At 65.2% G+C, this 20,500-nt stretch carries 17 protein-coding genes; 3 read left to right on the forward strand and 14 right to left on the reverse strand.

All coding sequences use genetic code 11. The features are described 5' to 3' along the window. Window positions 1–169: 169 nt before the first annotated feature. From IGS58_RS13330 to IGS58_RS13345, 4 genes are all read right to left on the reverse strand, one after another. Entirely contained in the window at window positions 170–1,381 is a 1,212-nt protein-coding gene (locus tag IGS58_RS13330) for a DUF7832 domain-containing protein (RefSeq protein ID WP_230521677.1), read from the reverse strand. Between the two features lie 145 nt (window positions 1,382–1,526). Next, the gene (locus tag IGS58_RS13335; RefSeq protein ID WP_071653637.1) at window positions 1,527–2,162 is read right to left on the reverse strand and encodes a Vat family streptogramin A O-acetyltransferase; all 636 of its coding nucleotides are present in this window, start codon (window positions 2,160–2,162) and stop codon (window positions 1,527–1,529) included. A 192-nt stretch (window positions 2,163–2,354) separates the two neighbouring features. After that, window positions 2,355–2,816 carry a MepB family protein gene (locus tag IGS58_RS13340; RefSeq protein ID WP_230521678.1) on the reverse strand — a complete coding sequence of 154 codons (462 nt, stop codon included), beginning with the start codon at window positions 2,814–2,816 and terminating at the stop codon, window positions 2,355–2,357. After that, a complete protein-coding gene (locus IGS58_RS13345) occupies window positions 2,813–3,046 on the reverse strand; it encodes a hypothetical protein (RefSeq protein ID WP_070254460.1) in 234 nt (77 codons plus the stop codon). Before IGS58_RS13345 ends, IGS58_RS13340 begins: the two co-directional genes overlap by 4 nt. Before the next feature lie 97 nt (window positions 3,047–3,143). Here IGS58_RS13345 and IGS58_RS13350 point away from each other — a divergent pair, with 97 nt between their 5' ends. Then, the gene (locus IGS58_RS13350) at window positions 3,144–3,497 is read left to right on the forward strand and encodes a TfoX/Sxy family protein (RefSeq protein WP_230521679.1); all 354 of its coding nucleotides are present in this window, start codon (window positions 3,144–3,146) and stop codon (window positions 3,495–3,497) included. On the opposite strand, the gene IGS58_RS13355 is transcribed toward IGS58_RS13350, so the two are convergent. The 7 genes from IGS58_RS13355 to IGS58_RS13385 form a co-directional block, all read right to left on the reverse strand. After that, window positions 3,490–4,494 carry a 2-hydroxyacid dehydrogenase gene (locus IGS58_RS13355; RefSeq protein ID WP_230521680.1) on the reverse strand — a complete coding sequence of 335 codons (1,005 nt, stop codon included), beginning with the start codon at window positions 4,492–4,494 and terminating at the stop codon, window positions 3,490–3,492. The genes IGS58_RS13350 and IGS58_RS13355 overlap by 8 nt on opposite strands. 87 nt (window positions 4,495–4,581) lie before the next feature. Continuing rightward, window positions 4,582–5,775 carry a hypothetical protein gene (locus tag IGS58_RS13360; RefSeq protein WP_230521681.1) on the reverse strand — a complete coding sequence of 398 codons (1,194 nt, stop codon included), beginning with the start codon at window positions 5,773–5,775 and terminating at the stop codon, window positions 4,582–4,584. 109 nt (window positions 5,776–5,884) lie between these two features. Further along, the gene (locus IGS58_RS13365) at window positions 5,885–7,075 is read right to left on the reverse strand and encodes a hypothetical protein (RefSeq protein WP_230521682.1); all 1,191 of its coding nucleotides are present in this window, start codon (window positions 7,073–7,075) and stop codon (window positions 5,885–5,887) included. Window positions 7,076–7,077: 2 nt separating this feature from the next. Beyond that, window positions 7,078–8,643, reverse strand: a complete 1,566-nt coding sequence (locus IGS58_RS13370; RefSeq protein ID WP_230521683.1) for an MBOAT family O-acyltransferase — start codon at window positions 8,641–8,643, stop codon at window positions 7,078–7,080. After that, window positions 8,633–9,706, reverse strand: coding sequence for a glycosyltransferase family 4 protein (locus IGS58_RS13375; RefSeq protein ID WP_230521684.1), 1,074 nt, complete (start codon window positions 9,704–9,706; stop codon window positions 8,633–8,635). Before IGS58_RS13375 ends, IGS58_RS13370 begins: the two co-directional genes overlap by 11 nt. Before the next feature lie 2 nt (window positions 9,707–9,708). Next, the gene (locus IGS58_RS13380; protein ID WP_230521685.1) at window positions 9,709–11,181 is read right to left on the reverse strand and encodes a lipopolysaccharide biosynthesis protein; all 1,473 of its coding nucleotides are present in this window, start codon (window positions 11,179–11,181) and stop codon (window positions 9,709–9,711) included. Between the two features lie 15 nt (window positions 11,182–11,196). Beyond that, on the reverse strand, window positions 11,197–13,281 hold the full coding sequence (locus IGS58_RS13385; RefSeq protein WP_230521686.1) for a glycosyltransferase: 2,085 nt from the start codon (window positions 13,279–13,281) through the stop codon (window positions 11,197–11,199). 152 nt (window positions 13,282–13,433) lie between these two features. Here IGS58_RS13385 and IGS58_RS13390 point away from each other — a divergent pair, with 152 nt between their 5' ends. Both IGS58_RS13390 and IGS58_RS13395 read left to right on the forward strand, forming a co-directional pair. Next, window positions 13,434–14,720, forward strand: a complete 1,287-nt coding sequence (locus IGS58_RS13390; protein ID WP_230521687.1) for a putative O-glycosylation ligase, exosortase A system-associated — start codon at window positions 13,434–13,436, stop codon at window positions 14,718–14,720. Beyond that, the gene (locus IGS58_RS13395) at window positions 14,717–15,652 is read left to right on the forward strand and encodes a polysaccharide deacetylase family protein (protein WP_230521688.1); all 936 of its coding nucleotides are present in this window, start codon (window positions 14,717–14,719) and stop codon (window positions 15,650–15,652) included. Before IGS58_RS13390 ends, IGS58_RS13395 begins: the two co-directional genes overlap by 4 nt. Here IGS58_RS13395 and IGS58_RS13400 read toward each other — a convergent pair. Genes IGS58_RS13400 through IGS58_RS13410 form a run of 3 tightly spaced genes read right to left on the reverse strand, consistent with a single transcriptional unit; the run spans window position 15,561 to window position 20,367 of the window. Beyond that, on the reverse strand, window positions 15,561–17,507 hold the full coding sequence (locus tag IGS58_RS13400; RefSeq protein WP_230521689.1) for an asparagine synthetase B family protein: 1,947 nt from the start codon (window positions 17,505–17,507) through the stop codon (window positions 15,561–15,563). The genes IGS58_RS13395 and IGS58_RS13400 overlap by 92 nt on opposite strands. Further along, window positions 17,504–18,760, reverse strand: a complete 1,257-nt coding sequence (locus IGS58_RS13405; protein ID WP_230521690.1) for a pyridoxal-dependent decarboxylase, exosortase A system-associated — start codon at window positions 18,758–18,760, stop codon at window positions 17,504–17,506. The genes IGS58_RS13400 and IGS58_RS13405 overlap by 4 nt, the downstream gene beginning before the upstream one ends. Next, on the reverse strand, window positions 18,757–20,367 hold the full coding sequence (locus tag IGS58_RS13410; protein ID WP_230521691.1) for an acyl-CoA ligase (AMP-forming), exosortase A system-associated: 1,611 nt from the start codon (window positions 20,365–20,367) through the stop codon (window positions 18,757–18,759). The genes IGS58_RS13405 and IGS58_RS13410 overlap by 4 nt, the downstream gene beginning before the upstream one ends. Window positions 20,368–20,500: the final 133 nt, after the last annotated feature.

Below are 20,500 nucleotides of genomic sequence, written 5' to 3' on the forward strand. Positions count from 1 at the left end.
GAGCGCTTCCGGGCGGGCAGGTTCCGCCCCGAAGACGACGGTGGCCCGCATGAATCGAGTGACGGAGTCGCTGAAAAATGACTGCCGGTCGGCGTCCTCGTCTATTTGCGCAACAAAGCCGGCTGGAATTGTTGCGCAAATCCGGCTTGGCGCGAGTCCGCCCAGAAAGTCAGGACTTTTGCGGTAAAGTCAGGCCGCTTTGAAACGCCAGCTTGATGTCCCTTTCGTGCGAGTAGGCGGAAGATTCCCACACCTCGCCTGCTTGAAGCCGGGTGTATGTCTGAAAGATATTACGCCGCCACGGGGATGGTCTGGAAGCAACGTAGCCAGTGAAAAAACGTTGCGCCTGTTCTTGGGTCCCGAAGCACAACAAGAATGACAAAGGGGTAGGCGTTGAATCGCAAATGGCGGGAAAACCACCTCCATGCGACGCAAGATGTTCCAGCGCCCGCGGACGATCGGCGAACAAAGCGAAAAGCGGCAGGCTGCGTTCGGCGAGCAGCTGGCACATCTCCTCAATCGAGGAGCGCGCCGTCAAACCCGCCACTTGCCAGACAATGGAGCTGGCAGCTTTTTCGGGCCGAAGCAAGCCGCCGAATAGAACGCAACCATCGTAACCGGCTGCGCCGCCCCTCTGCGCAAGCCACTTCTTCAGGGCTTTGCTGGCGATGGAGAGGTCGACCGTCATGCGAACATCGCTGCGGGAATTATAGCGCTCGGACTCGAACGATACCTCGAAAACGGTGTCCTTATCGGCAGCCAGCTTCTTCCAAACGGTTCCTGCCTTGTTGGGTTTAAAACCATGCGGCAAGAGAAATTTCCCGACTTCCTGGCAAGCATGAAGAAACTGGGCTTTTGGATCGCGCTGACGGTTGGCGGGATCGGCCGACCACGCTTGCCATTGGCTGTAGCGCTGGTCGAGCATGGGTTTCAGTTGATCGAATTTCTCCCAGGTATTCTGGACGTGATAGACGCTGGGATACTCAAAGCCATGTGCAGCGGCGTAACGGTTGAATACGTCACAATAGTCTTGCAGAAAGCTGCCATGCTGTCTGGCGAATGTCGACTTTTCATCGTAATAGTCAACGGTGAAAGCATTGCCCTGATCGTTGAGATCGTCTTCCCATAGCTTGCCATCGCAAGCATCGATCAGAAATTGAAGTCCGGTCATTTCCCGACTTGCCAGACGCCTTAGCTCCTCGGAGGAATCTGTGCGGTGGAAATCGCTCGCCATGTCCTGGTTCAGCAACCAGGCCAGGAACATGCCGATATGGATACCGCCATTCTCTTCCGGCAAATCATCGGGAAATTTTCCTCCAGAATGCCAATCAATCCTGTCATACGCCATTGTGCAAACCCATAAAAATATCGAAATAGTCATTGTCCTGTTGCTTCAGCGCACTTGCCAGCGTGCCGGGTAACGCCCTGATCCGGGTAATGGACGTCACTTGTCCTCCTCTGCGTATCCTGATCATCGTTGCTTTTTCCAGTCCGTTACTGGCCGGCTGCTGCCGGCCATGCAGGACCTACCGGGCGGCGGCATACAGCGCGTCAACGTCCCCGCCGCGGATCAGGTCGAGGTGCCGGCCTATCCATTCTGCCGGGCGATCCCACCAGGCGATGTCCAATAGCCGTTGCACAGAAGCGGAATCGAAGCGCTCCCGGACGACACGTGCCGGATTGCCGCCGACGATGGCGTAGGGCGGGATGTCGGCAGTGACAACCGAGCGCGCTGCGATGATAGCGCCATCGCCGATCCGTACCCCAGGCATGATGAGCGTGTCGTAGCCGATCCAAACGTCGCTGCCGATAATCGTATCGCCTTTATATGGCAATTCTCCCTCGACAGGCCGTGCAGTTTCCCATCCATTGCCAAAAATGAAGAATGGATAGCTTGAAATCCCGTTCATTTGATGGTTGGCGCCGTTCATGATGAACTTCACCCCACGCGCGATCGCGCAGAATTTGCCGATTCTTAGGCGATCGCCAATGAACGGGAAATGGTACAGGACATTGTCTTCGAAATGCTCGACGCCGTCCGGATCGTCGTAATAGGTGTAATCGCCGATTTCAATGTTGGGGCGGGTGATGATATTCTTTAGAAAACAGATTTGCGGGAATCCAGGCATTGGATATGTGGTGTTTGGATCAGGACCTTCCATGCTCTCTCCATTTTTAATATTCCGGGTGAAGTACGCCATAGCGGCCCCGGAATCACATTAACTCATGCACTTCACACGGTGCCCGACCATCCGCTCGCGGCCAATAGCGTGCCTCAGCATGAATTTTTATTGCCATCATGACAAAGCGAGGTTTTTCAAGGCGCGGATACATTCAAGGGGACACGGAAACAATTACTGCCCGAACATCTGCTCCAGCCTTTGCTGATCCCCTGCCGCCACAAAACACGCCGCCTGCCAGCGCTGCGTGCGCAATGCCTGGATGGACGCCGGCGCGCACCACGGCGGATACACGCGCAGCGCGCGCTTGCCGCCCTGGCCGGCGCGCGACATCACGCCCCGTTCCAGCAGCACGCTGCGCGGAAAAACGAAAAAGCCGTGTTGCATGCCGTCGCTGACGGCAATGATGACGACATCGACAGGATCCGCTTCGTCCAGCGGGGCGATGTCGGCTTCGGGATGGGGGCGCTTCCAGACGGTGACGAACTGGCCCGTCTTCGTCGGCGTGGTCTTGGCCACGCGCAAGACCAGGCGCTTGCCGTGCAGGTCGGCGCGGCAGGCGCCGTAGTCCGCGCTTTCCGCTTCCGGCACGGGGGCTTGCGGCAAGCCAAGGAAAGCCCAGGGACTGGCCTTCATTGCGCGCTGAACTCGGCTGCGGCCTTGGCCGCCCACAGCGCTTCGGCGTGGCTGGCGAACGGGCTGTCGTAGCCGTCGACCTTGCCATCCTCGTCGACAAAGTACAGCCACCAGCCGTCGGCCTGCTCGCGGATGGCCGTGTGGCCCGGTGCGCAATGGGTTTCGATGGCGTCGCCTGCGGCCAGGGTGGTAATGCTGATGCCGCGGTGAATAATATGTTCGGGTGTCATGGAAAATAGGTCATGCGAAAAAATCAATGGCCGTAGTGTAGCCGCGCCGGCGAATCCTTGCCAGTGCGCTACACTGTTCTTTCACATGGAGGACGACATGGCATCACAGCAAGGCACGGTGGATTTTTTGCTCGACCAGATGGCGGGCGCGGGCAGCCTCAGCGCAAAAAAAATGTTTGGCGAATACGGCCTGTATTGCGACGGCAAGATGTTCGCCATCGTCGCCGACGACCAGCTCTTCATCAAGCCGACGGATGCGGGACGCGCCTGGATCAGCGCGCAAGGCACGCTGCAGGAAGCGCCGCCTTATCCGCAAGCCAAGCCGTATTTCCTCATCGATGGCGGGCTGTGGGATGAGCGCGACTGGCTGAGCCAGCTGGCGCGGCGCACGGCCGATGCCTTGCCGCTGCCGAAACCCAAGCCGCCGCCCAAGCCCAAAAGCGTCAGGTAGTCAGGACACTGTTTTCGCACGCCTGGCCCTGGCGGAAGCACGCCAGGTTGTGATACGTGATGGCGGCGATCTCGCGCAGCGCTTCCATGGTGAAGAAACCCTGGTGGCCCGTCACCAGCACGTTCGGGAACGTCATCAAGCGCTGGAAGATATCGTCGTCGATGATGTCGGACGAGCGGTCCTGGAAGAACAGATTGCTTTCCTGCTCGTACACGTCGATGGCCAGGGAACCCAGCTGGCGCGATTTGAGCGCCTCGATGACGGCGCCCGTATCGATCAGGCCGCCGCGCGAGGTATTCACCAGCATGGCGCCCTTCTTCATCAGCGGCAAGGTTGCCTCGCTGATCATGTGGCGCGTGCTGTCCATCAAGGGGCAATGCAGCGAGACGATGTCGGATTCGGCCAGCAGTTGCGGCAATTCCACCATCGTGCCCAGCTGCGCGAACGCGGGCGCCGGATACGGATCGTGGCCCAGCACCGTGCAACCGAACCCTTTGAAGATGCGCGCCGTCGCCAGGCCGATCTTGCCCGTGCCGACGATGCCGACCGTCTTGCCGTGCAGTGTCGCGCCCAGCAAGCCGTCCAGCGAGAAATTACCTTCGCGCACGCGGGCGTAGGCGCGGTGCGTGTGGCGGTTCAGGGTTTGCACGAGGGCCAGCGTGTATTCGGCCACGGCTTCCGGCGAATACGCGGGTACGCGGGCAACGAACAGGCCCAGCCGCCTTGCCGCTTCGAGGTCGAGGTTGTTGTAGCCGGCGCAGCGCAGCAGGATGGCGCGCACGCCGTAGCCATGCAGGGATTCCAGCACGGGCGCGTCGAGCACGTCGTTGACGAAGACGCAGACGGCGTCGGCGCCTTGCGCCAGGACCACGGTTTCCTGGCTCAGCAAGGCGCTGTGGTAGACCAGTTCGATGCCGGCAGCGTCGGGCTGGGACGGCAAGGCTTCATCGAAGAAACGGCGGTCGTAGGGCTGGCTGGCAAAGAAGGCGATTTTCATGGGGAGTCCTGGAGCTTGCTGGATGGCAAAACATCATCATAGCGCATGCGCCCTGCCCCCCGCTGTACGCCTGGCACCTGCCGCAGGCTATTTGGGTTCGCGGGGCAAGGTCAGCACATGACGCAGGTAGGCCGTTTCCTTGGCGTGCTGCGCGTGGTAGCGCTCGCGCGCGGCGCGCGTGGCCGCCTGGTGGGCCGCGATACCGGACTCAGTCAACTCCGCGCCGAAGTCCGCCGGCGGCTGCAGCGGGCCGCCAAACAGGCGCGCCAGGATGAAACGGCCCACATTCTCGCGATAGTGCGATGCTTCCCAGTAATAGCGCATCTCGCGCGCGCCCGTCACTTGCGGGATCGGTTCGCTGGTGATGCTGTTGAAGCCGGAAAAATCAAGCAGGCGCACGTCGCAGCCCAGGCGCCGGTGGCGTCCGGCCAGCTGCGCCAGGTCGCGCTGCCATGTTTCCATGGCGTCCCACTTGCCGCGCCAGTACAGGGCGTCCAGCGTGAGCGCGTGCGTGGGATTGATGTACAGGCGCAAGCGCGTGCCGCCACGGCACAGTTTCCCCACGCTCGTATCGAAGGCATGCAGGGCCGGTTCGGTCGGTCCCAGGCCGTCGCCGAATTCCTGCAGGCGCGGCGTGAAGGCGCGCGCCGTACCGACCCAGCCATGGTTGCGGGCGGTGATGCAGGACTGGTCGCGCTGGCCGTGCAGGGCCAGGCTGGAGAGGCAGGCGCCGTCATAGCTGCCGCTGAGGATGCGCCAGGTGTCGCGCGTCATGTCCACTGTCAGGCCGCGCTTGATGTTGAGCAAGGCGCGCCGCGCGAAAAAGGCGGGGCCGCCGTCAGTCAAGCCCGGCTCCACGCCGGCCGAGCCCAGCTCCAACGAAAACGAAGGAGCGTCGATGCCCCACACGAGAGTGTCGACATGGCTGACCCTGGCCGCGTGTTCGGCCAGGCGGATGGCGTCGCCGATCGAGGCGCCCGAGACGGCGCTGTTGAAGACGCTCTTGCCATCGAACAAAGTACGCATGCTGTTGGCCGGCAAGCCCATTTCCGTGCGCGAATTGCCGATATACACGACGGCGGGCCGGTAGCGCGCCACGGCATACGTCTTGCCCCACACTGCGAGCTTTTCATACGTGGGACGCAGGCGCTGCACCGCGGGACTGTCCCACTGGTGCAGCAGATACGGGTCCACGCGGTAATTGACGGCGGAAACGAGTGCCAGCGCGGCCAGCACGCAGGCAAAGAAGATGGCGAGGTAGCGGCGGGCGGCGGTATCCATGGTCAGCACCGGAAATAGGGAAACTCGGCGACCCGCCGCATGCGGCAGCTGCCGGCGATGAACAGGGACAGGAATGGGAACGAATGAAACGGCATGACTCCTCCTTGCTTCAACGCCGGATCAGCGGCCCGTCCAGCACCCGCTGCGCATAGGCCGCCTCGCGCGCATGTTCCACGCGATAGCGGTCGCGCGCCGCGCGCGCGGCCGCATGGTGGGCGTCGACGTTGGCCTGCGTCAGCTCCACGCCGAAGTCGGCCGGCGGCGGCGTGTCGCCGCCAAACAGGCGGGCCAGGATCAAGCGGCCCACATTGTCCCGGTAGTGCGACACCTCCCAGTAATAATGCATCTCGGGCTTGCCGCTGACGAGCGGGGTCGCTTCCGTCGTGATGCTGTTAAAGCCGGAAAAATCATACAGGCGCACGTCGCAGCCCTGCTGGCGGTGGCGCCCGGCGAGCTGCACCAGTCCCCGCTGCCAGGCCTGCATGGCATCCCACTTGCCGCGCCAGTGCAGCGCATACAAGGTCAGCGCGTGCGTGGGGTTGATGTACAGGCGCAGGCGCAGGCCACTGCGGCACAACTTGCCGATGCTGGCGTCGAGCGCCAGTGTCGATGGCGGCGTCGGCCCCAGTCCATCGCCGAACTCCTGCAGGCGCACGGGAATGGCGTCCTTCGTGCCGAGCCAGTGCCGCATGCCCTTGCGGGTGCACGTCTCGTCGCGCTGGCCATACAAGGCCAGGTTGGAGCGGCAGACATCGCCGGCCTTGCCGGTGAGGATGCGCACGCTGTCCTCCGTCATGTCCAGGGTCAGGCCGCGCTTCAGGTTGACCAGGGCGCGCCGGGCGAAAAAGCCATGCTCGGCGCCCGTCAGGCTGTCTTCCACCCGCGCCGCCCCCATGTCCAGGGAAAAAGTGGGCGCGTCGATGCCCCACACCATGGTCTCGACGCGACTGACCCTGGCCGCATGCTCGGCCAGGCGGATGGCGTCGCCGATCGAGGCGCCCGACACGGCGCTGTTGAAGACGCTCTTGCCGCCAAACAAGGCGCGCACGCCCGTCGGCAAGCCCAGTTCCGTGCGCGAATTGCCGATGTAGATGATGGCCGGCCGGTAACGCGCCACGGCATAGGTCTTGGCCCAGGCGCCGAGCTTTTCATTGAGCTGGCGCGGGCGCTGCAGCAAGGGGCTGTCCCACTGGTGCAGCAGGTAGGGGTCGACCTGGTAGTTCAGGAGCGAGACGGAACCGAGCACCAGGCAGACGCAGGCGAGGAAGCCGGTCAGGTAGCGGCGGGCGGCGGTATCCATGGTCAGAACTGGAAGTAGAGAAATTCGGTGACCCGGTTCATGCCAAAGACGCAGGCGACGAACAGCGCGGCCAAACCTACGCTCCAGCGGCGCGTGGGCCGCCAGCTGAAGGCCCAGCGTCCTGCCGGTTGAAAGATTCTTTCAATGGCGGGCTCGTAAAGAAAGAATATTTCCTGCGTATTCGGCGCCTTGAAAGCCAGCAGCATGGCGCCCAGCAGCACGGGCAAGCCGGGCCCTGCCAGCTCGATCCAGCGGATGCCGCCAAACGCCGGATGCAGGCCCCACTGCGCCAGGCTGGCCGCGTGGCTGGCCAGGCCGCGCGGCAGGCTCACGCCGTTCGCCCCCACCAGCGCGCCAGCGATATCGCAGGCCGTGGCCACGTCGGGCGCGCGGAAGAAGATCCAGGCCAGCATGACGGCAAGAAAGGTCAGCAAGGTGGACCACCAAGCGGGCCACCAGCGGGACCGGGCCGCGCCGAACGCGCGCTGCCACGCCTGCTGCAGCACCAGGTACAGGCCGTGCAAGCCGCCCCAGATGACGAAGGTCCAGCCGGCGCCATGCCACAGGCCGCCCAGCAGCATGGTCAGCATCAGGTTGCGGTAGCGCATGGCCTCGCCACGCCGGCTGCCGCCCAGGGGAATATACAGATAGTCGCGCAGGAAACGCGACAAGGTCATGTGCCAGCGGCGCCAGAAGTCGGCGATATTGGCCGCCTTGTACGGCGAATTGAAGTTCAGCGGCAATTTCACGCCGAACAGGCGCGACAGGCCGATGGCCATGTCCGAATAGCCGGAAAAGTCGAAATACAGCTGGAAGGTATAGGCCAGCACGCCGATCCACGCCTCGATCAGGGTCGGTGCGGCGCCGGCCGCGAACACGGGCATGGCCAGCGGCGACAGGTTGTCGGCGATCAGCACCTTTTTTGCCAGGCCGATGGTAAAGATCGACAGGCCGACGGCGAAGTTGGCGGCGCGCGGATGGGCATTGGCGGGGTCGGCAAACTGCGGCATCATGTCGCGGTGGTGCAGCACGGGGCCGGCGATCAGGTGCGGGAAATAGCTGACGAACAGCACATAGTGGATAAAACGGTATTCGCGCACCTCGCCCCGGTAGCAATCGACGAGGAAGGCGATCTGCGTAAAGGTAAAGAAGGAGATGCCGATCGGCAAGATGATATCGAGGCCGGACAAAGGCAGGCTTGCAGCGCCAGCACCGGCGGCAATGGCATTCACGCTGTCGATGAAGAAATTCGCATATTTGTAATAGGCCAGCAGCGCCAGGTTCAGCGCCAGCGCCGCGACCAGCACGCGCTTGCGGGCCGCGCCCGCGCTGGCACCGATCAGGCGGCCGGCACCGTAATTGACGCAGATCGACGCCAGCAGCAGCGGCAAATAGCGCACGTCCCACCAGGCATAGAAAAACAATGATGCGCCAGCCAACCAGGTCGCGGGCGCCAGGCGGCGCCAGCTGGCGGACGCGCCGGCGGTGGCCAGGCGGTCCAGCAAAAAATAGCCGGCCAGCACGATGGGCAGATAGCCGAACAGGAAAGCGAAGGAATTAAACAGCATGCTGCCTCCTGGCCGGCAAGGACTGCGCCTGGTAGTAACACTCGGCAATCTGCGCCGCCACCCGTTCCCACGTAAAACGTTCCACCAGGGCTTGCACGCGGGCGCGCTCGGGCGGCAGCGCCAGCAATGCGAGGATGGCCTGGCGCTGCGCGGCGCCATCGTCCCAGGCCACCTTGCGCAGCGCGAACACGGAATCGGGCAAGTCCAGCGCGCTTTGCGCCGTCATGACGACAGGCGTGCCGGCCGCCAGCGCTTCAAGCACGCTCAAGGGAAACACTTCGCCCTGGCTGGGCAAGGCCGCCACGGACGCCGCATGGTAGGCGCTGGCCAGCAGCGGGTCGGCGTGGTCGAGCGCACCGAGCCAGCTGACGTGCGGCAAGTCCAGCAACAGTTGCAGATACGCCTGCTGTTCGCGCGGCGCGGCGCCGATCAGCACCAGGGGCAAGCCGGCGCCCGCCAGCGCCTGGGCCAGTCCCAGCTGGTTTTTATACGGTGAGATGCTGCCCACCATCAACACGAACGGTCCGGCGATGCCCGTTTCGCGCAGGAACAGATCGCCATTGGCCGTGAAGAAATGCGGGTTGATCCCATTCGGCAGGACGCGGATGGCATCGGCTGGCATGCCGAAACCTTGCACCATGGCGTCGCGTTCGGCCTCGCCCAGGGCGATCACCACGTCGGCCAGCTGCAAGGCGCGCCGCGTCTGAGCATAGCTCGTCTGCACCATCCACTCCGTCAGGCGTCCCGCCAGCCGGTCGGCCAGCCGCGCGCGCCAGGCGCTGGCCCGGCCCCAGCCCGGCGACAGCAGCGGCGACAGCACCACCGGTACGCCTTGCTCGCTGGCCATTTCCATGATGCGGTAAGTGCCGTTGCTCGCCGAAAACACGTGCAGCACGTCGAAATCGGCCAGCCGCTCATGGTTGGCGTCCACCAGTTGCACTTCCAGGGGCCGCGTCGGCAACTGGGGCAGCCGGTTCAGCGCGGCAATGGTTTCGCGTACCTGGATCTGCAAGCCGCCGTCGCGCTGGAACAGCATCGGGTAGGACAAGATACCGACACGCATGGTCATCCTTTCGTGCATTTGACTGCCAGCCAACGGCCAGCCAGCTTGCGTTGCAATAACAGAAACTCGCCAGCGAGCTCATGCTTCAACAGGAACAGGCCGGCCAGCCAGCACAGCAAGGTGGCCAGCGCCGTGCCCGTCAGCGCCAGCAGCGCCGGGGTCTCCACAGGCAGCCACAGCAGCGAAGCGACGGGCGCGACGGCGCTGACGCCGCAGAGCAGCAGGCTCTTGCGCAATGCCCGGGCCAGGATGCGCCAGTCCAGCGCGCTCAAGCGCCGCAGGCAGCCGTAATTCAGCCAGCTGCGCAGCACGTTGCTGAGCACCACGGCCCAAGCCACCACCACCAGGCCGAACGGCGCCGCCGCCAACAGCAGCGCCACTTTGATAACGCCCGCGCAGGCATCGAGCCGCACCTGCGCATGCAGCTGGCCCGTCGCCACGAACAGGTAGCGGGCCATGCTGAACATGCTATACACGGCCGAGGACAGGCACATGATGCGGATCAAGGGCACACAGGCCAGCCATTGCGAACCGTACAACACCTTGACCAGCGGCAAAGCCATACAGGCGAGGAAGAGAAAAAACGGCCAGGCCAGCGCCGTCATGTAGCTGATCGTGCGCAGATACACGAGTTCCGCCCCGCCCTGCCCCCCTTCCCCGCGCGCACGGGCTGCGAACAGGGGAAACACCACGGGCGAAATCGCGCTGGTGATCGCCTGGTTGAAGATATTGAGCACGCTTTGCGCCTTGCCGAACAGGGCCAGGCTTTCAATGCCGATCAGCTTGCCGATGATGAGGTCCGGCGCCGCCACGCCCGCCTCGTCGACGAGGCCGCCCCCCGTCGCATATGCGCCAAAGCGGGCGATATCGCCCATGCCGCGCCGTCCCGGCAGCCACGGCAGCTCTGCGGGCCGCACCAGCAGGCTCACCAGCAGCGAAGCGCAGGAGCCGGCCAGCGCGGCCCACACCATGCTCATGTAACTGCAGCCATGCAGCGCCAGCAGCACGGCCACCAGCAGGTTGACGACGCTATTGGCCGCGTTGATGGCGTAGATGGCGCGAAAGCGCAGTTGCCGGCGCAATATAGGCAAGGTCAAGGCGCTGAACGGTATCAGGAGGAAATTGATCGCCAGCAGGCGCAGCACGAGGGTCAGCCGGGGTTCGCCATAGAAATGCGCCAGCGGCGCGCTGGCCAGCAGCACCACGCCCGCCAGCAGCCAGGCGACGAGCAGGCTGGTGGCCAGCGCGGCCCGCAATTTCACCGTGTCGAGCTGCTTTTCCTGGATCAGGTATTGCCCCACGCCAAAATCACGCACCACTTGCGCCAAGGCCACTAGCACGGCGCCCAGCGAATACACGCCCACTTCGGCCGGCGTTAGCAGGCGCGACAGCAACATGGTGGCGGCAATGCCCAGCAGCAGCACCGTGTATTTTTCGGCGAACGAGAAAAAGAAAGAATGGCGGGTGGCGCTCATGCGGGCCGCCCGCGCCTACACCAGGCCCGCATAGAACTGGCGCAGCTGGCGTTCCAGGCGCGGCATCGAGTAGCGCTGCACGGTCTCCTCGCGGGCCAGCCGCCCCATGCGGGCGCGCCGGGGCGCATCGAGCAACAGCGTTGCTACGGCCGCGCAGGCGGCGTGCTCATCGTCCAGCGGCAGCAGCAGTCCGCCTGCGCTGTCGTGCAGGATATCGTGCGTTCCCGGCACATCCGTGCCCACGGCCGGCACGCCGCAGGCCATGGCTTCGATGGTGGCGATGCCGAAACCCTCGTTTTTACTCAGCAACACATGCAGGTCGAAGGCCGGCATCAGCAGCTCGACGCGCTGCCAGAAACCGGCAAACACGATGCGCTCCTGCACGCCCGTCTGCTGCGCCTGCAGCCGCAGCATGGCTTCCAGCGGCCCCGTGCCCACCAGCACTAAATACAAGTTGGGAAACTGCGCGGCCAGGCGGGCGAACATAGCCAATAGCGCTTGCGGGCGCTTTTGCGCGGAGAGTCTCGCCACGCAACCGAGCACGAGCGCGTCCGGCGGCAACCCGAGTTGCTGCCGCGCCAGCATCCGGCGTTCGGGCGAAACAACAAAAGTGTCCGTATCGACGCCATTGGGAATGATGGCCAGCCGCGTCTGCGGCGCCAGCATGTCGCGGTACAGGTCGAGGAAATACCGCATGGCCGACGGCGACACGGCATACACGCCCTTGACGGTGCGGAACGCTTCCTGCAGCCGGGGCCGCTGCCAATCGCTGAAGGCTTCCAGGGGAAACGCATTGTGCACGCTGATCACGGCCGGCAAGCGGCATTGCCGGGCCAGCCACAAGATGGAAGCGCCATAACTGGTCCAGCAAAACGCCACGTGGACGAGATCGGGCCGCAGCCGCCGCAGCCGCCACGCACCCGTCAGCCTGGCGCGCAGCCAATTCCAGCGGCGCCAGGCCCAGTGTTCGAGAAACAAGGGCGGTTCATACACTTGCACCTGCAAGCGCTGCGCGCGCAGGCCCTGTACCCAGTGCGTAAAGCCGGGAAAGCGCCGCAGGGCCAGCACGCTGTCATAGCCGCTCGCGCCCAGCACTTTCGCCTCTTGCGCCATGCGCAGCTCCATGCCGCCCAGCTCGCCCGAATAACTGCTGATGACGATGCGCGGCAGGCGCTTGCGCCGTCCCCGCCACGCTTCATGGAAGAAACCGCGCAGCCAGGCCCGTTCCCACTGGCGCAGGAACAGGTCGGCGTGGTCGTGCCGCAGCCAGGCCCGCACGGCGCCGAGGGTATCGCGCACATATCTGCCCAGCATCCAGCGCGGCACTCCCAGCCACTCCACGCTGGGTTCGAATGTCGCCAACCGGCATTGGCCCCGGCCAAACAGCATGGCGCGGCGCAGTATCCAGGCGCGCTGCACTTGCGGGGCGCGGATGATGTGCGCCACCCTCGCCCGCGGACAGAACCAGGACGGGTTGCCGGCCGCATGCATCTCCAGGTTGAGCCGGGTTTCGCTGCCCATGGCGTAGTTGGCGCCCTGCGGGCCGATGCTTTCGTCATAGCGGGCGCCCGCCTCGAAGATGCGGCGGCGTATCGCCATGTTGGCGCCCCATACCAGGCCCGGATACACGGGCGCGTCGCGCAGGTCGGGGCTGGTAATGCCCCACGTCAAGCCGACAGGGGTCAGGCGCAGCAGCCAGTGCGCCGGTCGCTCGCGCCAGGCGGGCACGATGGCGCCGCCGAACAGCGCGTAGCCAGGATGGCGACGCGCGCTGTCCTGCAAGCGGCACAGCCAGTCGGATGCGGGCATGGCGTCGTCGTCGCCAAAGACGAACAGCTCGCCGCCGTCGCCGCCCAGGCGCAAGGCATATTCGACGGCCCCGTTCAGGGCCGGACTGCGGCCCCGCCGCGCCACGTAGATATAGCTCAAGGGCAAGCGCCCGCGGAAGGCGGCGATCACCCGGGCCGTGGCGTCAGTGCTGCCATTGTCGGCGATGACCAGGCGCCAGCCGCCCGCGGGCGCGCGCAGTCCCATGTAGGCGCGCAATACCTGGGGCAAGGTGCCGGCGCCATTATAGGTCGCCATGAGAACGGTCAACAAGGACATGCCTCCTTGGTCTTACCATGACAAAACTGATTGGCAGTTTCAACAACGCCGAGCGGTATTGATCCAGTGTACTGAGCCTGCCCGCCAGCCCGTTGACAGGCATCAAGACCTTGCCAACCCGGGCAACACCAGGAGCGTCCCCCTTCATGCGCGACATACTGATTACCGTCATCATCCTGGGTTCGCTGCCCTTCATCCTGAAGGCGCCGGCCATCGGCGGCCTGATGTGGGTCTGGGTCAGCGTCATGAACCCGCACACGCAAGGCTGGGGTTTCGCCACCCACATGCCGTTCGCCTTCATCATCGCCATCGCCACCCTGGTCAGCCTCGTGATGACGCGCGAGCCGAAAAACCTGCCCCTGACGCCCATCAGCGTGCTGCTGCTGCTGTTCGTCGCGTGGATGAACCTGACGGCCCCGTTCGCCTTGCTGCCCGAGTCGTCGTGGGTGCAGTGGAACAAGGTCATGAAGATCATGCTGATGAGCTTTGTGGTGATGATGGTGATACGCACGCGGCGCGACATCGTGCGCCTGGTCTGGGTGCTGGTGGTTTCGATCGGCTACTACGGCGTGAAAGGCGGCATCTTCACCATCCGCAGCGGCGGCACGGAGCGGGTCTGGGGGCCGGAAGAAACATTTATTGGCGATAACAATGCGCTGGCCCTGGCCCTGATCATCACCATCCCCCTCATGTATTATCTGCAGCAAAACACGGACAAGCGCTGGCATCGCCACGGCCTGTCGGCGGCCATGCTGCTGTCCGCGCTGTCCGCGCTGGGCTCGTATTCGCGCGGCGCGCTGCTGGCCATCGCCGCCATGGGCCTGTTCATGTGGCTGAAAAGCGAGCGCAAGATGGTGCTGGGCGCGCTGCTCGGCACGATCACGCCGCTGTTGCTGGCCTTCATGCCCGAGCGCTGGGCCGAACGCATGGACACCATCAACACGTATCAGGACGATGTGTCCGCCATGGGCCGCCTGAATGCCTGGCGCATGGCCTGGAACCTGGCGCGCGACCGTTTTCTCGGCGGCGGCTTCGACGTCTCCGACGCCGCCATCTTTGCCCGCTATGCGCCCATTCCCACGGATGTGCATGCGGCGCACAGCATCTATTTCCAGGCGCTGGGCGAACACGGCTTCGTCGGCCTCTTCATTTACCTGGCGCTGGGCATCGCCACCTGGCGCACGGCGGCCGCCATCATCCGCCGCACGCGGGGCAAGCCGGAGTTGCGCTGGGCGCACGGCCTGGCCACCATGAGCCAGGCCAGCCTGATCGGCTTTGCCGTGGGGGGGGCCTTCCTCAGCCTGCTGTACTTCGACATGCCGTATTACCTGATGGCAGCCCTGATCGCCACGCGCATCATCGTCGAACAGCAGGCGCCGGCCCTTGCATCCCGCCCGGCCAAGGCGCGGGCAACGGTGGCGGAGCAGCCATGACGGCGACGCTGTCCATCCTGATCTACCACCGCGTGCTGGCCCGGCCCGATCCGCTGTTTCCCGGCGAAGTGGATGCGGCCCTGTTCGAGCGCCAGCTGCGCCTGTTGCAACGTTTCTATACGCCGCTGCCGCTCAGCGATGCCGTGCGGCGCTTGCAGGATGGCAGCCTGCCGCCGCGCGCCGCCTGCATCACCTTCGACGATGGCTATGCGGACAATGCGCAAGTGGCCCTGCCGCTGCTGCAACGCCATGGCTTGCACGCCACATTCTTTATCGCCACGGGCTATCTGGACGGCGGACAGATGTGGAACGATACGGTGGTCGAGGCCGTGCGCCAGGCGGCCGGCCCCATGCTGGACTTGCGCGTACACGGCCTGGGAACGTTCCCCGTCGCCAGCCTGGCACAGCGGCAGGCGGCCATCGCCACCCTGCTGGGCCAGATCAAATACCAGCCATTTGCCCGCCGCCAGCAGCTGGCCATGCAGATCCGCCGCCAGGCGGGCGCCACGGCAGGCCCGGCGGCGATGCTGAGCACGGCGCAGCTGCGCCAGCTGCAGGCGGCCGGCATGGAACTGGGCGCGCACACGGCCAGCCATCCGATCCTGTCCACCTTGGCGGAGCGGGCGGCGCAGCGCGACATCGCCCATGGCAAGCAGCAGCTGGAAGCGCTGATCCAGGCGCCCGTCTCCCTGTTTGCGTATCCGAATGGCAAGGCCGGACGCGACTACGGCGCGCCGCACGTGGCCATGGTCAAAAACCTCGGTTTCCAGGCGGCCGTCGCCACGGACTGGGGCGTGGCGCGCCCTGGCGCGGGACTCGACCTGCTGCAGTTGCCCCGCTTTACGCCGTGGGATCGAGGACGCCTGGCGTTTCTGTGGCGCATGCGGCAAAACCGCCGGCAAGCGCACCCAGCGCGCCCGGATGCTGGCTGAGCCACTGTTCCAGCATCAGAAGCAGCCACACCATGGTGCCGTGATAGGCAGGGTGTTCCGCCAGCAAGCGCCCTTGCAGATCGTCAATGAAGGCGGGCCGCACGATGCCGCGCCCGCGCAGCTGGGTCAGATTGTCGAAGGCAAACTCGCGCAGCGGCGCGTGGCTGTGCAGCCACTGGCCGAAAGGCAAGCCGAAGCCGTGCTTTTTCTTGCGCACGATGGCCGGCGGCAGGATTTCCGCCAGCGCCCGCTTGAAGAAAGGCCGCAGGCGCATGCCGTCGAGCTTGTCCTGCGGCGCCAGGCGCGCAGCGAACGCCACCATCGCATCGTGCAGGAAGGGAAACGCCGCTTCCACGCCGGCCAGTTCGCACGCCTTGCGCACCTTGAACAGGTCGTTGTCGGCCAGGGTAAACCGCATGTCCAGCGCCAGCAACTCATTGATCTGGCTCAAGCCCTGGCCTTGGCGTTCCCAATACGCGCCATTCACGCAACCGGGCGCCATGCCCGGGTCGATGGTGTCGATAAAACCCGCTTCCAGCACCGTGCGGTAGCCATGGCGCAGCAGCAGGTTGTAGCTGTCGAGGCGGGCCGGCAGCGGCAGGCTCGCCTGCTCGATGTAGCGGCGCGCCTTGTCGCCCAGCCGCCACGGTTTGCCCGCGCGCTCGCGGAACAGCAGCGGCTCGATGATGGTCTGGCGCAACATGACGGGCAAGCGCTCGTACTGCGACAGCAATGCCTGGTGCGCATAGCGCTCATTGCCGCCAAACAATTCATCGCCGCCGTCGCCGCCCAGCAGGCGCGTCACGCCATCCTCGCGCGCCATCTGCGCGCAATAGTAGGCGGGAATGGCCGAGGCATTGCCGAAAGGCTGGTCGAAAATGGCCGCCATGGCGGGAATCGCGGCCAGCACGTCGTTTGGCGTCACATAGCGTTCATGGTGGATGCTGCCCGCATGGCTGGCGGCCAGGCGCGCATACGCCATTTCATCATAGCCGGGCGCGTCGAAACCGATGGAATACGTGCGCGCGGGCCGGCCCGTCACCTGGCCCATGATGGTGGCCAGGGTGGAGCTGTCCGTGCCGCCGCTGAGAAACGCCCCCGTGTCCGCCCCATCCGCACCCAGGCCGCTTTCCACGGCCTGGCGCAGCAGGCGCAGGAATTCCTGCTTGTTGCTGGCAAAGCTGGCCCGCGTGCGCGTGCGCGCAGCCGGCTCCTGGAAGGCCAGTTGCCAGTAGCTGCCCTTGCATTGCTTGCCGCCCCGCACATGCAGGTATTCACCGGGCAACAAGCGCTGCTGGCCAAGATAGGCCGTGGCCGGGCCGGGCACCATGTGGAAGAACAAATAGTGATACAGGGCTTGCGGATCGAGCGCCCCCCGCACGGACGGATGGGCCAGCAAGGCGTCATGCGAGGAAGCAAAGAACAAGCCTTGCGCATTGCTTGCATAGCTGAGCGGGTGCATGCCGGCACGGTCCACGGCCAGCAGGGCCGAGCCGGAAAAGGCGTCGAGAATGGCCAGCGCAAATGGCCCCGACAGGCTGGCGCAAGCCGCCACGCCCCGGCTCAGCCACAGGGAAGCGAGGCGGCATGCCACGTCGTCCGCCGAGCCGTCGAGTTCGGGCCGGCCCCAGATGGCCACCTGCAAGCCATCTTGCTGGTACACATGACGGCTGCCGTCGATGGCGGCCACGGCCACCCCGCCCACTTCGCTCAAGCTGTCGGCCAGGGGCGCGCTATCGAAGCGCGACAAGGGCGCCGCCATGCTTGCCAAGGCGGTCTGGGCTACGCCATCGGCTGCGCTGCCGCCGGCATTTCCCCCGCCAGCCATCGCCAACCAACCGCACAGGCCGCTCATACGAGTACCTCGGCCGGCAGCGGATGGCCGAGAAAGGCCGTCGGACTGGCCGTCAAGCCATACGCGCCCGACTGGAACACCACTACCAGGTCGCCCTCTTCGGCGCGCGCCATCTCCATCTGGTCGGCCAGCAAGTCCAGCGGCGTGCACAACGGTCCCACGACGGACGCCACTTCGCGCGCCCCGCCCTGCAGCCGGTTGCCGATGGCGACCGGGTAATTCTTGCGGATCAACTGGCCAAAATTGCCCGAGGCCGCCAAATGATGGTGCAAGCCGCCATCCGTCACCAGAAACACTTGTCCATGCGACACCTTGCGTTCGAGCACCTTGCACACATACACGCCCGCCTCGGCCACCAGATAACGGCCCAGTTCCAGGTTCAGGCGCGCGCCCGGCGCCGCCTGGGCCAGGAGAGCGAGCTGCCGCTGCAAGCCTGCGGCCACGGGCGCCAGGTCGAGCGCCTGGTCGCCGGGAAAATACGGTACGCCAAAGCCGCCGCCGATATTCAGGGTGCGCAAGGGCGATGGCGCGCTGTCGGCCAGTTGCAGGGCCAGCTGCACGCTCAGGGCCTGCGCTTCGGCCAGGGCCGTCGCCGACAGGCTTTGCGAACCCGCATACAAGTGAAAGCCGTGAAAATCCAGCCCCAGCTGTCCGATGCGGCCCAGCAATGCCGGCACGAGGGCCGCATCGACGCCAAACGGCTGCGCGCCGCCGCCCATGCGCATGCCCGTGCGGCGCAAGGCGAAATCGGGATTCACGCGCACGGCCACCCTGGCCGTCACGCCCAGCCGTTCACTGGCCAGCGCCACCCTTTCCAGCTGGACGCCAGACTCCACGTTGATCAGCACGCCAGCCGCCACGGCCCGCGCCAGTTCGCCATCGCTCTTGCCCGGCCCTGCAAAACTGATGCGCTCGGCCGGCATGGGCGTATCGAGCGCCGTGGCCAGTTCCCCGCCCGACGCCACGTCGATACCATCGACCAGGCCCGCCAGCCACTGCACCACGGCAGGCATGGGGTTGGCCTTCATGGCGTAATGCACGTGCACGCCAGCGGGCAAGGCGGCGCGCAGTTCCGCCACGCGGCGCGTGATGTGCGCCCGGTCATAGGCATAGAACGGCGTGCTGCCCACCCGCTGGGCCAGCCGGCGCAGGGGCATGCCGCCGACCAGCAGCATGTCGTTTTCCACCGCAAACTGGCGCAGCGGTGGGTGCGGCGGCAATTCCGTATTGTTCGAGTGAATCAAGTCCTTCATGCGGCATCTCCTGTTTGGACCGCATACGCGCGTGCCAGTTCCCTGGCCAGCAAGGGACGGTCGATCTTGCCGTTCGGATTGCGCGGCAGCACGCCGTCGCGGATTTCCACCCACAACGGCACCATATAGCTGGGCAAGCGGGCGCGGCAGGCCGCCAGCACGCTGTCGCGCAGCAATTCCACACCGGGCGCGGGCGTGATGAGCAAGGCGATGGCCTGGCCCAGCACGGCGTGGGGCAAGCCCAGCGCCGCGGCCTCGCCCACCAGCCCGCTTGCATACGCCACTTCCTCGATCTCGGCCGGGCTGACCCGGTAGCCGGACGTCTTGATCATGTCATCGCTGCGGCCCACGAAATACAGATAGCCATCCGCATCGCGGCGCACCGTGTCGCCCGACCAGACGGCCAGTTCCGGCAGCACCAGGCCGCTGGCCTGCGGCGGCAGCGGCTTGAAGCGCTCGGCCGTGCGCGCGGCATCGTTCCAGTAGCCGAGCGCCACCAGCGCGCCGCGGTGCACCAGCTCGCCCGGCTCGTCCGCGTCGCACACGCTGCCATCCGGGCGCAGCACCAGCACTTCCGCGTTGGGAATCGCTTGCCCGATGGAATCGGGACGCCGCTCCAGCTGTTCCGGCGCCAGGTAGGTGGAACGGAACGCTTCCGTCAAGCCATACATCAGGTAGACCTGCGTGCGCGGCAACGACTGGCGCAGCTTGTCGAGCGTGGAGCGTTGCATCACGCCGCCCGAATTGGTGATGTAGCGCAAGGGCGTAGACAATGGCCAGCTCAGCTGCGACAGCTGCACCCACAGGGGCGGCACGGCGGCCAGGCCCGTGATGGCTTCCTGCTCCACGGCTTCGACGATATCGCGCAGCAGCAGATAATTCATCAGCACGGCGCAGGCGCCGCTGGCAAACGCCGTCGTCAGCTGACTCAAGCCATAGTCAAAACTGAGCGGCAGGACGCATAAAATGCGGTCCTCCGGCGTGTTGCGCAGGTAGCCCGACACGCTGAGCGCGCCCGTCAGCATGTTGCGGTGCGATAGCACCACGCCTTTCGGCCGCCCCGTGCTGCCGGAGGTATATAAAATGGCGGCCATATCGATGTCGATCGCCGCATGCGGCTTGGGTACGGGCGCACCAAAGGCGGGCACATTGGTGGGCACCGCAGTCCACGGCAGCACGCGGACCTTGTCCAGGCTGAACTCCGCATGCCCTTCGCCCGTCAGCAGCACCGTCCGCAAGTCCGGACAGGCGGCCAGCGCCGGACCCAGCTGCGCCAGGCGTTCGCGCGACGTGACGAGGATGGTCACATTGCAATCGGCCAGGATGTAGGCCACCTGGTCCGGCTTGAGCAGCGGATTGACGGGCACGAACACGCCGCCCGCGGCCGCCGTACCGAACATGGCGCTGACGTTTTCCGGGCGTTTTTCCAGGTACACGGCCACGCGCGCGCCACGCTGCAAGCCCAGGGTCAGCAGGGTACCGGCCGCCTCGCGCACCGACTGCGCCAGCGCGCAATAGCTCACTTCCTCGCCCTGCCACGACAGGGCCGGCGCGTGGGGGGCGCGCTGCGCCGTTTCGAAGATCAGATCGTGTATCAGTGTCGCCATCGTTTCGCCCCTCTGCTCGGCATGCCAGGTCATGCATCCCCTATGATTGGGACAAACGGGCGCGGCAGTGTTGATTTTTATCAAGTAAGCGCCTCTCGCAGCGGCCGGCCGCCGATCCGGCGCAATGCTTGAG

Source organism: Janthinobacterium sp. EB271-G4-7A, from assembly GCF_020858075.1.
GTDB classification, from domain to species: domain Bacteria; phylum Pseudomonadota; class Gammaproteobacteria; order Burkholderiales; family Burkholderiaceae_D; genus Janthinobacterium; species Janthinobacterium lividum.